The following is a 12,564-nucleotide window of genomic DNA, read 5'->3' as shown; positions in this document are numbered from 1 at the left end:
GTTCGGTCCGATGTTTGCAGCCGACATCCGGCGGCGGCGGGTGAGCCAGATGCGCGGCTTCCGCCAGTGGAAATGGCACCTCGACGAGATGTACGTCAAACTGAACGGCCAGATGGTCTACCTGTGGCGTGCGGTCGATCAGGAGGGGGAGATCCTGGAGAGCTACGTCACCAAGAAACGGGACAAATCTGAGGCTTTGGCGTTCATGAAGAAGGCGCTGAAGCGCCACGGCAAGCCCGAGGCGATCGTCACTGACGGACTACGATCCTACCCTGCAGCGATGTGTGAGCTGGGCAATCTCGATCGCCAAGAGATGGGGCGTTGGCAGAACAATCAGGTGGAAAACAGCCACCTTCCGTTCCGACGACGAGAGCGTGCGATGCTGAGATTCAGGCAGATGAAGACGCTGCAAAAGTTCGCTTCCGTCCACGCTTCCTTCCACAACCATTTCAATTCCGAACGCCATCTCGTCGACCGTGAAACTTACCGCGAACGTCGCTCGGCCTGCCTGGCCGAGTGGCAGTCGCTTGCCAGTTGACGGTCGCAACTTTGGGTCTCGCCGCATCTATCGGAGACGAGTTGCGGTCCGACTGACAGCGCCGGCCGGACAGATGACCGCACCCCGACAGATCAGATCATCAACTCAATTTACCCCTTGCAGCGCAGGGGCTATCCACAGATGACATCTCCGACTGCAGTCTTGGTCGGTCACGGGGCAATGTTCCCGGTCAGGGCGTTGAGCCGCCATGCTGCAACCGTCCGCATGCCCTCTGCCTGAAGCAGGGCTGCTTCGGCCTCGATTGCTTCGCGCTCTGCATCAAGCACGGCGAGGGTCGGTTTGGCCCCGACTTGTGCTTCAAGCCGCGTCCCGCGCAGGGCTTCGGCAGCAGCATTGGTCCGTAACTGCGAAGCTTCGGCCATGCGCCGCGCGGTAATCAGACCCTGCCACGCATCGATCACCATACCCGCGAGTGTCTGGTCGGCCTGACGCAACCTTGCTTCGCTGGCATCCAGATCGGCATCTGCCACTCGCGTCTGCGCCGCGACACGCCCGCCGGCAAACAAGGTCCAGCGCCCGCGCACACCGACAGCAACCGAGTCCGCCTTGTAACCCGGGAAGAACTGATCGCGCACATGCGCGGCCTCGGCAAAGGCGCCGACGGTGGGCATACCTTCCCCTTTGGCCGAACGCACCCCGGCACGCGCAACATCGACTCCGGCCTTTGCTTGCCGAAGCGCGGGATTGGAGGTGCGGGCCATGTCCAGCGCCTGATCGAGCGATGGCGGGACACTCGGCAATTCCGGCAGGGCTGCCAGATCGCCCGCAGGCTTTCCGGTCAATCGCTGGTATGCAGCCTCGGCCGAAGCGCGCCGGCCCTGCGCCTGCGCCAGACCAGCAAAGGCTTCACCAGATCGCGCCCGGGCCTGCGCCAAATCCGAACTGGCAATCTCTCCAGCGCGAAAGCGCAGCCCCGCTTGCCGCTCGGTCTCTGTCAGCGCCCGGACCAGCTGGCCGTAACGCGCCTCAAGTTTGCGGGCGGTCAGGACCTCGGTGTAGGTGCTGACGGCAAGGACGATGGTTTGCAGGCGTGCCTGCTCTGCTCCGAAGCGCGCCATATCCGCACCGCCGCGGGCCTGATCGATGGCAGAGGAAATCCGGCCACCGGCATAGAGCGGCATTTCTGCCGTGGCCTGCAGTGCAAGCGGGGAGACATTGTCGGCGGTAATCCCGAAGAACCCTCCGTTGTCGATCCGCCCAACCCCGTATGAGCCTTCAACCCGCAAAAGCGGGTTGCGCTCGGCACGCGCCCGGTCAAGCCGGGCCTTCGCCGCTGCCTCGCCAGCATTTGCTTCGGCAAGCGAGGGGGTGTTCGCCAAAGCCTCGGCGATCGAGGTGGCGAGATCCTGTGCCGATGCCGGAACGGCGGCGGCAAGGCCGGGAAGCGCAAGCAACTGCATGATTGGGGGCACGATCAGGCGGCGCATGTCAGTCCCGATTCAATTGAAGGCGTTACCGGGCCTGACACCCAGTTTCTTGAATATCATTGCCGCTGGGCAAAAGCCGGTAAAGCTGGCCTGCAGCATGTTGGCTCCCGCGAAAGCGGTCAGCCAGAGAAATCCCGGATGGACCCAATGTGCCAGCGCAAGGCTGGCAAGGACGACCGTACCGGCGAAGCGGAATACCGCAGCATCAAGTTTCATGGCCATTCTCCTCATTTGAACCGCAGCTTGCGGATGCCGAGGGCATGCATCGCCAGCTTTTCGTAAAAGGGTTCGCTGGTGCCGCGCCGGACTTTGTGGAGGAAATACTTCTCGAACCCGATCTTCGCGAAATGCACCCATTTGCCGCTCGACGACCAGTTGAGGTTGCGCGGCGGGATCTGCGGCTGGGCGACGAAGGCAACGCCGCCATCGCCGAAGTCGGCAAGACACACCGCGTTCCAGGTAGCTTCCTCGGCAGGTTCCTTGCCATCGAGTTCCAGCTTCAGATTGGCGGCAATGGCGGTGACCATCGATTCGATCATGAAGCCGGTCTTGGGCACGCCAACCGGCACCGGTGTCGGCCCGATCGGCGGGATCGCAACGCAGACGCCCAGCGAATAGACGTTCTTGAAGGTCGGGTTGCGCTGGTGTTTGTCGGCGAGAATGAACCCGCGCGGATTGGTCAGCCCTTCAATGCCGTGGACGGCTGTGATGCCCCGAAAAGCGGGGAGGATCATCGAATAGCCGAATGGCAGATCATGGGCCGACTTGACCGATCCGTCGTCCGCCACTTCCTCGACATGCATGGTGCCTTCCTGCACCTTGGTGATGCGGGCGTTGGTGATCCACTTGATGTGCCGGTTGCGCAGTTCGCTCTCGAGCAGGCCCTTGGTATCGCCCACTCCGTCGAGACCCAGATGACCGATATAGGGCTCCGGGCTGATATAGGTCATCGGCACGCGATCACGGATCTTGCGGCGTCTGAGCTCGGTATCGAGGATCAGGGCAAATTCGTAGGCCGGGCCATAGCATGACGCGCCTTGGGCAGCGCCGACCACGATCGGCCCCGGATTCTCGCAAAAGCGGTCAAAGGCATCGGCGGCATGAGAGGCATGGTCGGTGCGGCAGACCGACTGCGTGAAGCCGTCAGGGCCAAGTCCTTCGACCTCGTCAAAGGCAAGCTCGGGGCCGGTGGCGATCACCAGGTAGTCGTAAGGGAGCGAGGTTCCATCCTTGAGCTCGACCCGGTTTTCCTGGGGATGCACCCGCTTTGCCCCCACTGCGGTGAAGCCGATGCCCTTCTTCTTCATGATCGGGGGCAAATGAATCCTGATCGCATCGGGTTCTCGCCACCGCACCGCCACCCAGGGATTGCTCGGCACGAACCAGTAATCCTCCTGGTCATTGACCACCATGACGTCCGCCTTGCCCTTTGCGGCATCGCGGATTTCATAGGCAGCGATTGTTCCGCCAAGGCCGGCACCGAGAATTATGATCTGGGGCAAAGACATTTGCGCGCTCCCGCATTCTAACTTGGCTGATCTACAATCAGGCATCGCATCACAAAGCACACACCGTTCATGTTGCGTCATTGATCCACGTCACTATATCGTCATTGACGCATATAAGGTAAATACGATATAAGCAAGCGACAAAGTTTGCAGAGGGCCGCCGCGGGCGGTCTCTCCGAGGAAAGGACAGGCAAATGGTTTTTGGGTTCGGCAAGTCAAAGCATCCAGAACTTTCTGCACAGGAACTCGATGCGATGCTGCGCGAAGGCGCTGCGGTCGTCGTCGATGTGCGCGAAGTCGACGAGTTCGCCGCAGGGCACATTCCCGGCGCAATCAACATGCCGCTATCGACGTTTCAGGCTTCGAAGCTGCCGGACGTCGGTGCCAGGAAAATGGTGCTCACCTGTCTTGGCGGCAAACGCTCGGGCATGGCGCTCGACAAGTGCAGCGTGGCTCAGGCCGCAGTCGATACGCACCTCGCAGGCGGCTTTGGCGCCTGGCAATCGGCTGGCCTGCCGGTTGAACGATAAGTCGATCGAACGATAAAATGCGTCAGCAAGGGAAATGACGATGCGGGGATACGTTCTGGCCTTGACCGCGCTCAGCTCGGTGGCTCTCAGTCTGCCACTCGCTGGCTGCAGCAGCGCAGAAGACACTGCGCAGACGGCCAAGGCGCCTTCGGGGCCCCGCCTTGTCCTTGCCGCCAGTGACACCGTGAACTGGCAAGACGTGAGCGCAGAGATCGCCACGGTCGATCAGGCGCAGGTTCTCGCCCGCATTCCCGGCATTTTGACCACCCTGACAGTCAAGGAAGGCGACATGGTCGCCAAAGGACAGGTCATCGGGCGCATCGTCGATAGCCAGCTGGGCTATCAGGCCGGAGCCTTTGGCGCTCAGGTTGCCGCGGCGCAAGCGCAGGCGGCACAAGCGCAAGGCGAGCTGTCGCGCATCCGCTTCCTCTATCAGAACGGCGTTTACGCCAAGGCCCGGCTTGAACAGGCAGAGGCCGCGGCCGCAGCGGCCAATGCCCAGATCCGTGCCGCACAGGCTCAACAGTCTGCTGTCGGGGCCGTGGCAGGGCAAGGCGCCGTGACCGCGCCGGCCAGTGGCCGCGTGCTCAGGGCCGATGTCCCGGCCGGCTCACCAGTTGCGCCCGGCATGGCGATCGCGGTGATCACGGCAGGCCCCACGATTGTCCGCCTCGAAATGCCTGAATCGCTGGCCGACAAGGTCCACGCCGGATCGCGTGTGACCGCAAGCAGTATCGGCGGCGGCTCGGGCGTCGGCACGGTGATCAAGCTCTACCCCTCCGTCACTGCCGGACAGGTTTCGGTCGATGTCGACATGCCGGGTATCGATAACCGCCTGATCGGCCGCCGCGTTGCCGCAAAGGTCGAGACTGGCTCGCGCAAGGCACTTTTGGTGCCGGCCGGCTACGTCACCAACCGCTACGGCATCGATTACGTTACCCTCCTCGCCAAGGACGGTTCGGCAGCGCAGGTGCCCGTCCAGGCCGCCGCTTCGGTCGAGCCGGGCAAGGTCGAAATCCTGTCAGGCGCAAGCGCCGGTGATACGTTGATCGGGACGGCCAAGTGAATCTGGGCATATCGGGCAAGCTCACCCGGGCGACGATCATGTCGCCGCTCACGCCGTTGTTTCTGCTGGCGGCCATTCTTGTCGGCCTGCTGGCGACGATCACGATCCCGCGTGAGGAAGAACCGCAGATCAAGGTGCCGATGGTCGACATCATGGTCCAGGCACCGGGTCTGTCGGCGCGAGAAGCGGTCGAACTGGTGGCCAAGCCGCTCGAGACGATCGTCAAGAGCGTCGATGGCGTCGAACATGTCTATACACAGGCGCAGGATAATGGCGCGCTGGTGACCGCGCGCTTCCTTGTGGGGTCGAACCCCGAAGACGCCGCCATCCGCATCAACGAAAAGATCGAGGCGAACAAGGACCGGATTCCCGTCGGCATACCCGCGCCGCAAGTGACCGTGCGCGGCATAAATGACGTGCCGATCGTGGTTCTGACCCTGACCCCCAAACCGGGCGCGGCAGGCGTGTGGAACGATCAGGCGCTGGCCGAACTGTCGGGCAAGCTGAGGACCGAGATCGCCAAGGTCGATGACGTCGGCCTGACATTTATCACGGGCGGCCAGCACATGGCGCTTCGCGTGGTGCCTGATCCGGCCAAGCTCGCGCTCTACCGCGTTCCGCTGGGCAATTTGATCGAGGCCGTGAGCCAGGCCAATCGCGCCTTCCCGGCTGGAACCGTGCGCGAAGGCGGACAGGCTGCGCTGGTTGTCGCCGGCCAGACACTGCGCGATGCGCAAGAGCTTTCAAGCCTGACCGTGCGCTCCGCCAGCGGCGCGCCGGTCCTGTTGTCCGATGTCGCAAAGGTCGAGCAAGCTCCGACCCAGAATCAGGCCCGCGCCTGGCGCTGGGCAAAGGATGAGAAAAATGGCTGGAACATGGGTCCAGCAGTCAGCCTCGCCGTGGCGAAGCGTGCCGGGGCCAATGCGGTTACGGTGTCCCAAGGCGTCGTTGAGCGCGTGGAAAGGCTCAAGCAAACGCTGATTCCGGCGGGCGTAGAAGTGTCCGTCACGCGCAACTATGGCGAAAGCGCCAATGAAAAGGCCAACGAGCTCATATTCCACCTGGCGCTGGCGACGGTCTCGATCGTCGTTCTGATCGGCTTCGCCATCGGCTGGCGCGAGGCGGGCGTCACCGCCATCGTCATTCCGACCACGATCATGCTGACGATGTTCGCCTCGAACGTCATGGGCTTCACCATCAACCGGGTGAGCCTGTTCGCGCTGATCTTCTCGATTGGCATCCTCGTCGATGACGCGATCGTGATGATCGAGAACATTGCCCGGCACTGGGCGATGAACGATGACCGCAGCCGGATCGATGGAGCGGTCGATGCCGTGGCCGAAGTCGGCAACCCGACGATCATTGCCACTCTTACCGTGGTTGCCGCCCTGCTGCCGATGCTGTTCGTATCGGGCCTGATGGGCCCATACATGGCGCCGATCCCGATCAACGCCTCGGCAGCGATGATCTTTTCCTTCTTCGTCGCGGTGATCATCGCGCCGTGGCTGATGATCCGCTTTGCGAGGCAGACACTGGAAACAGATGCTCATGGCGGACACGACGCTCACGGCGGCAAGCTGGGCGCGCTTTACAAGCGCTACGCCAGCAAGGTCATTGCCACGCCGCAGAGCGCCAAGCGATTCCTGATCATTGTCGGCGTCGCAACGCTGGTCGCCTGCTCGATGTTCTACTTCAAGGCAGTAACGGTGAAGCTGTTGCCGTTTGACAACAAGAGCGAGGTCCAGCTTGTCGCCGATCTGCCCGAGGGAGCCAGTCTCGAGACGACATCGCGGGTATTGGAGCAGGCTGCATCCGTCGCGAGGACCGTCCCCGAAGTCACCTCGATGGAAGCCTATGCGGGTACTTCCGCGCCGTTCAACTTCAATGGCCTGGTCCGCCACTATTTCCTGCGCAACGCGCCCGAAATGGGTGACCTGATGATCACCCTGCTGCCCAAGGGCGATCGCTCGCGCTCCAGCCACGATGTTGCGGTGGACCTGCGTGAAAAGCTGAAAGCGATCCCGCTGCCTGCCGGAGGATCGCTCAAGGTGGTCGAAACTCCGCCGGGGCCGCCGGTGCTGGCAACACTGCTGGCCGAGATCTATGGCCCCGACGAAGCCACCCGCCAGAAGACCGCCGTGCAGGTCGAGGCGATCTTCAAGGCGGTGCCCTACATCGTCGATGTCGACAACAGCTTCGGGCAGCCGCGCCCGACGCTGAAACTGATCCCCGACCGGGCCAAGCTCGATCACTATGGCCTGTCCGAACGCCAGCTGTTCGACAGCATCGGCGCGCTGCTCGGCGGGCAGGTGGTCGGTTATGCGCCGCGTGGCAACGAACGCGATCCGCTGCCGATCGAGCTTGCGCTCGACCAGTCGCAGCGCAGCTGGTCCGCCTCGCTGGCCGCCACACCCGTCGCCGCCACGCCCACCGGTCAACTGGTGGCGCTGGGCGAACTGGTCACCGCGAAAATGGACCCGGGCGGACAAGTCATTTTCCGCCGCGATGGGCGCGGGGCGACCATGGTGACCGCCGAACTCGCCGGACGATACGAGGCACCGATCTACGGTATGCTGGCAGTCGACAAGGCGATCGAAGACTTCAACTGGAAGGCCCACGGATTGGAAAAGCCAACCGTGATCCTGAACGGCCAGCCCGAGGACGAGAGCAAGACCTCGCTGCTGTGGGACGGCGAATGGGAGATTACCTGGGTGACCTTCCGGGATATGGGCGGAGCCTTCATGGTGGCGCTGCTCGGCATCTATGTTCTGGTGGTCGGCCAGTTCCGCAGCTTCACGATCCCCTTGGTGATCCTCACCCCGATCCCGCTTACGCTGGTGGGCATCGTGCTGGGACATATCCTGTTCCAGGCGCCATTTACCGCAACCTCGATGATCGGGTTCATCGCCTTGGCCGGCATCATTGTGCGCAATTCGATCCTGCTGGTCGACTTCATCGGCCACACGCGAAGTCCGGACAAGAGCTTGCGGGAAACCTTGCTCGAAGCTGGCATGATCCGGTTCAAGCCGATTGTCCTTACCGCAGCGGCGGCGATGATTGGCGCGGCGGTGATCCTGAGCGATCCGATTTTCCAGGGGCTGGCAATTTCGCTTTTGTTTGGCCTTGCCTCCTCGACCTTGCTGACGGTGCTTGTTATTCCAGCCATCTACATAGTCTTGCGCGACGATGGTCGCCCGTTGCCGGAACCTCTTGCATGAAGCCGACCGATCTTTCCGAACTCAAGGCCAATGCTGCAATGATGGCGGGGCGGCTCAAGCTGATGAGCCACCCCGAACGGCTGCTGATGCTCTGCCGGATGGATGAAGGCGAAGTCTCGGTAACCGAACTGGTGGAACTGGCCGGGCTTTCGCAGTCCTCCGTCTCGCAGCACCTGGCAATGCTGCGCGAAGAGGGCGTCGTCAGCATTCGGGGAGAAGCGCAAACCCGCTTTTACAGTCTCAAGGATCCGATCGTGCGCGGGGTCATCCATACCCTGTGCGAGCTGTGCAGCGAAACCGGCAAGTGACAGCGATGAACACAACCGATCCGGTCCTGATCATCTGTCCGAAATGCTCTACGGCCAATCGCGTGCCGCGAGCCAAGCTGGGAGCTGGTGGCAAGTGTGGTCGCTGCACTTCCGCCCTGTTCGACGGCCATCCCGTAACCTTGGGATCCGCCAATTTTGACGCCCATCTGAACAAGAGCGGCATACCGCTGCTGGTCGATTTCTGGGCGAGCTGGTGTGGACCCTGCCGCCAGATGGCACCCGCTTTTGAAGCGGCGGCTTCCCAACTTGAGCCTTATGTGCGGCTAGGCAAGGTCGACACCGAAGCCCAGCAGGCAATTGCATCCCGTTTCGCTATCCGTTCCATTCCAACGATGATTCTCTTCGCCAGCGGCAGTGAGATTGCCCGTCAATCCGGGGCCTTGCCTCAAGGGGCAATAGTGAATTGGGCCAGGCAGGCACTTGCTGTGCGCTGAAAAGTCGCGGCCAGAAGGTGTCAGGGGAGGCATTGCGGCAATGGCGCGGCGAGGGCTCTGGCTGGTAGCCTTTGTCTGGCGATCAACAGACCAGCACGGCCCGGATGTCATTCACGTTCGTAAGGGTCGGCCCCGTCACGATCAGGTCGCGCGTTGCGGCGAACAGGCTGTAGCTGTCATGACGCGCGAGTGTGGCCAGCGCATCGAAGCCGGCCGCATCGGCCCGCGCCAGCGAGTCTGGCGAGACGAATGCGCCCGCGGCATCTTCGGTGCCGTCGATGCCGTCACTGTCTCCCGCGATCGCCCAGATGCCCTCCGCCCCCTTTGCGGCAAGGGCGAAGGCAAGCAGGAACTCGGTATTTCGTCCGCCCCGACCCGCGCCTTCCGGACCGATGGTGACAGTCGTTTCACCGCCGGAAATGAGCACGCGCGGACGATCGGTTTCGGCAAGCGCCGTTGCTGCCATCGCGGCGCCCAGCGCACTGCTCTCGCCTTCCAGAGCATCGCCCAGCAATAAGGGCGCTATTCCGCATCGGCGGGCATAGTCGGCGGCGGCGTCGAGCGCCTGCCCCGGAGATGCGATCAGGATTGCCTCGGCTGAGCCGGCCGGCAGAATTGGCGGGGCTGATAACAAGTGCCTGCGAAAATCGCGCGGAACCGGAATCGCCCGACGGTCGATGATCGCCAAGGCATCGGCGGGGGTCGTTGCATCCGCAATAGAGGGGCCAGAAGCAACCGCTGCCAGATCATCACCCGGAATGTCGCTGATCACCAGGCTGACCACTCGCGCGGGTGCAGCCGCCAGCGCGAGCCGTCCGTTCTTGATTCCCGAGGCATGCCGACGGATGGTATTCATGTCCGAGATTGGCGCACCGCTGCGCAGCAGGGCGCGGGTGATTGCCTGCTTGTCAGCAAGGGTCAGACCGGGGGCGGGGAGCGCCAGACAGGCCGAGCCGCCTCCCGATATCAGGGCAACGACAAGATCATCGGGGCCGAGGCCGGCTACCGCGGCAAGCATGGCCTGCGCCGCCTCGACGCTATGTTCGTCGGGCACCGGATGGCCGGCCTCGATCACCCGTACACGGCCGGCGGGAACGGCGTGGCCGTGCCGGGTGGAGACGACGCCCGAAAGCTGGACATCCGGCCAGGCGGCGTCGATCGCGGCGGCCATGGCCGCAGAAGCCTTGCCGGCACCGACCACGATGCAGCGGCCCTCTGGCTTGTCAGGGAGGTTGGCGAGAACCGCAGGTCCGGGGCGGACCGCATCGATTGCGGCATCGAAACAGCCCCGCAGAAAGCTGCGCGCAGCGGCGTCGGTCCTTGGCGGGCAATCAGGCATTGGTGGCGTAGATAGCCTCCACCACGGCGCGCGTCACTTCCTGCGTCGTGGCGGTGCCGCCGACGTCGGGCGTGACGATGCCGGCACCAGTCGTGCGTTCTACCGCATCCATCAGCCTCGCCGCACATTCGCGTTCGCCAAGGTGCTCGAGCATCTGGGAGGTCGACCAGAAGCTGGCGACCGGATTGGCGATGCCCTTGCCGACAATGTCAAAGGCGGAGCCATGGATCGGCTCGACCATCGATGGGTAGCGGCGCTGAACGCAGGACCCCCTGCGGGCGAAGCTCATGCAACTGGTGACCGAAAACCTGGCACGCTACGCAGCCTGAGGCTGATCAGAATCCCAGGGCAGTTTCGAGGCGCAGTGCCGCCACCACCGCATTGCGCGGTCCGGGCAGGGCTCCAGGATTGATGACATACTGCAGGCTCGGTTGTATGGTCAGCCATCCGTTGATCGGAGCGCGGTACGTCAGTTCGACGCTGGATTCAGACGAACGCGCCAGCGATTGGCGAATGAAGGAGGCGGACGAAAATGCCCGGGCATAGGCAAGGCCAAGGCGGTCCTCGTCGCGTCCATGCAGCGGTCCGGTCCAGACCAGGCCGGCGCTGGCAAAAGCCTTGAACGGATTGATTTCGCCATTGGCGACGCCAAGCCGAAAAAATGCCGCGAGACCCTGATCCGTGTCTCCGGACTCGTCATGCAGCGGCGCCTCGCCGCGCAGGTAGAGGCCCCGATTGCCTTTCCGCCGGCTGCCTGACAGGTCATCGAATTCGGCAGTGTATTGCCAGTATCCGGCGAAAATGCGCCCCCCGCCCAGGCTCCGCTCCACCTCGCCGATGATCAGGGCACCATCCTGTTTGCCGATTTTTATGGCTGTCCGCGCGGGTCTGGCAGGATCGCCCGGAACCCCGTCGAGAACCGCGAGGCGAACCTTCCAGCCATCCGCCGGCGCGATCGCCAAACGCAATGCCAGAGACGTGACCGGGAAGATCGAAGGCCCGTTCTCTCCCGTCTGGCTGATGTCCGTGCCGATGCCGTGGGCGCTCGAAAGGAACAGCGAAGATGTTTCGAGCGCATCAAATTCCGAGTTGAGATCATAGAGCCCGGCGCGGACGGACACGGATTGACCGATCGTCTTGTCCACCCAGGCCTCATAAAGCCGAAAGGCCCGAACGCCGGTTTCGATGTTGCTGGTGACGAAACTGTCGCCAACCAGTGGCGAAAAAGCGGTGCCATTGTTGTAGAGGCCATAGACGTGCGCCCGGGCTCCGCTCCAACCGGCAAGCCGTTCAAGATCGATATCTGCGGTGATGTCGAGGTTGTCGAGATACCGGCTGCCGGTTTGCACCCCGCCGCTCAGGTTGCTGTTCAATTCTGCCGTATAGACAAGTTCGACCTGCAGCGGATCATCGGTTTCTTGCGCCGGGACCCCTTCCGCCCGGGCGGGGGTGGCCAGACTGGACAGGACCAGCGCCGCGGCAAGGATTGCCTGCCTGTTTTGCCCAGCTGAAATGCGCATGAGGTTCTGCCTGCCCTATTTCCAGAAGAGGCGCGGCTTGCCGAGCTTCCTGCGGTGCTTACACATGTCGTAATAGACCTTGAAGCCGGTTACTGTAAGAACCAGAAACACCAGGCTTGCGATGCCCATCAGGACAAGCCCGAAGGGACCGAACTTTCCGGTGTGAAGCTGGATCATCGTGACATTCATGCGGGGCGGTGACGACGGGAGCCATCTGGCTTCGCCGGACTTCATGTCGACTTCTACCGAAGGGCCGCCGCGCGGCGTCACGCCGAAGCGGGCCTTTTGCTGGCCGCGCGAGAAATCCAGCGCCACCGACTGGACCGGAAGGTCGGGCAGCAACTGCCGCGCGGCTGCAGCCGCCTTTTGGACCATGGCCGCAAGCGCTGCTTCTTCGGGCAGGTCTGAACGGGGCGGAGGGCTCTGCTCGGCTCCGATCTTGGCGATCTCTTCGCCTTGCAGGACGACACCGGTAACGCTCACGAGCAGAAGCAAGAGGATCAGCGGGAAGCTGACCCAGCGACGGAGTTTGCGCATCAAGGTATTTCTCCGGAAGGATATCTTCGCAAGCAGGGACGCTTAGCCAGCGGCACCTGGGACCCGCTTGCAGAATGCTGCTTTGGGGGTGGCCCTG

General features: G+C 62.9%; 13 protein-coding genes. 6 read left to right on the top strand and 7 right to left on the bottom strand.

Features of this window, described 5'->3' with window-relative positions; translation table 11 throughout:
* Positions 1-538 (top strand): IS6 family transposase (locus WG900_RS16980; RefSeq protein WP_339969022.1); only part of this gene is annotated, 538 nt, incomplete at its 5' end.
* Between the two features lie 170 nt (positions 539-708).
* Here WG900_RS16980 and WG900_RS16975 read toward each other — a convergent pair.
* From WG900_RS16975 to WG900_RS16965, 3 genes are read right to left on the bottom strand one after another with little or no spacing between them, the layout of a single operon-like run.
* Positions 709-1,986 carry a TolC family protein gene (locus WG900_RS16975; RefSeq protein ID WP_339969020.1) on the bottom strand — a complete coding sequence of 426 codons (1,278 nt, stop codon included), beginning with the start codon at positions 1,984-1,986 and terminating at the stop codon, positions 709-711.
* A gap of 12 nt (positions 1,987-1,998) precedes the next feature.
* Positions 1,999-2,202, bottom strand: coding sequence for a YgaP family membrane protein (locus WG900_RS16970; RefSeq protein WP_339969018.1), 204 nt, complete (start codon positions 2,200-2,202; stop codon positions 1,999-2,001).
* Between the two features lie 11 nt (positions 2,203-2,213).
* Entirely contained in the window at positions 2,214-3,494 is a 1,281-nt protein-coding gene (locus WG900_RS16965) for an NAD(P)/FAD-dependent oxidoreductase (protein ID WP_339969016.1), read from the bottom strand.
* 194 nt (positions 3,495-3,688) lie between these two features.
* Between WG900_RS16965 and WG900_RS16960 the strand changes: the two genes are divergently transcribed.
* From WG900_RS16960 to trxC, 5 genes are read left to right on the top strand one after another with little or no spacing between them, the layout of a single operon-like run.
* On the top strand, positions 3,689-4,024 hold the full coding sequence (locus WG900_RS16960; RefSeq protein WP_339969014.1) for a rhodanese-like domain-containing protein: 336 nt from the start codon (positions 3,689-3,691) through the stop codon (positions 4,022-4,024).
* A 40-nt stretch (positions 4,025-4,064) separates the two neighbouring features.
* Entirely contained in the window at positions 4,065-5,090 is a 1,026-nt protein-coding gene (locus WG900_RS16955; protein ID WP_339969012.1) for an efflux RND transporter periplasmic adaptor subunit, read from the top strand.
* Positions 5,087-8,308, top strand: coding sequence for an efflux RND transporter permease subunit (locus WG900_RS16950; RefSeq protein WP_339969010.1), 3,222 nt, complete (start codon positions 5,087-5,089; stop codon positions 8,306-8,308). Before WG900_RS16955 ends, WG900_RS16950 begins: the two co-directional genes overlap by 4 nt.
* A complete protein-coding gene (locus WG900_RS16945; protein ID WP_339969008.1) occupies positions 8,305-8,616 on the top strand; it encodes an ArsR/SmtB family transcription factor in 312 nt (103 codons plus the stop codon). Before WG900_RS16950 ends, WG900_RS16945 begins: the two co-directional genes overlap by 4 nt.
* A 5-nt stretch (positions 8,617-8,621) precedes the next feature.
* The gene (trxC, locus tag WG900_RS16940) at positions 8,622-9,071 is read left to right on the top strand and encodes a thioredoxin TrxC (protein ID WP_339969006.1); all 450 of its coding nucleotides are present in this window, start codon (positions 8,622-8,624) and stop codon (positions 9,069-9,071) included.
* Between the two features lie 82 nt (positions 9,072-9,153).
* Here the strand turns inward: trxC and WG900_RS16935 are convergent, their stop codons facing one another.
* The 4 genes from WG900_RS16935 to WG900_RS16920 are packed head-to-tail and all read right to left on the bottom strand — an operon-like array spanning position 9,154 to position 12,467.
* On the bottom strand, positions 9,154-10,410 hold the full coding sequence (locus WG900_RS16935) for a glycerate kinase type-2 family protein (protein ID WP_339969004.1): 1,257 nt from the start codon (positions 10,408-10,410) through the stop codon (positions 9,154-9,156).
* Positions 10,403-10,699, bottom strand: coding sequence for an isocitrate/isopropylmalate family dehydrogenase (locus WG900_RS16930; RefSeq protein WP_339969002.1), 297 nt, complete (start codon positions 10,697-10,699; stop codon positions 10,403-10,405). The genes WG900_RS16935 and WG900_RS16930 overlap by 8 nt, the downstream gene beginning before the upstream one ends.
* 46 nt (positions 10,700-10,745) lie before the next feature.
* Positions 10,746-11,930, bottom strand: coding sequence for a carbohydrate porin (locus tag WG900_RS16925; protein WP_339969001.1), 1,185 nt, complete (start codon positions 11,928-11,930; stop codon positions 10,746-10,748).
* A gap of 15 nt (positions 11,931-11,945) precedes the next feature.
* A complete protein-coding gene (locus WG900_RS16920) occupies positions 11,946-12,467 on the bottom strand; it encodes a PepSY domain-containing protein (protein ID WP_339968999.1) in 522 nt (173 codons plus the stop codon).
* Positions 12,468-12,564 lie beyond the last annotated feature (97 nt).

The organism is Novosphingobium aquae, from assembly GCF_037572715.1.
GTDB lineage: Bacteria > Pseudomonadota > Alphaproteobacteria > Sphingomonadales > Sphingomonadaceae > Novosphingobium > Novosphingobium aquae.
The sequence above is the reverse complement of the archived record's forward strand: the minus strand, read 5'-3'. Positions and strand labels throughout refer to the sequence as shown.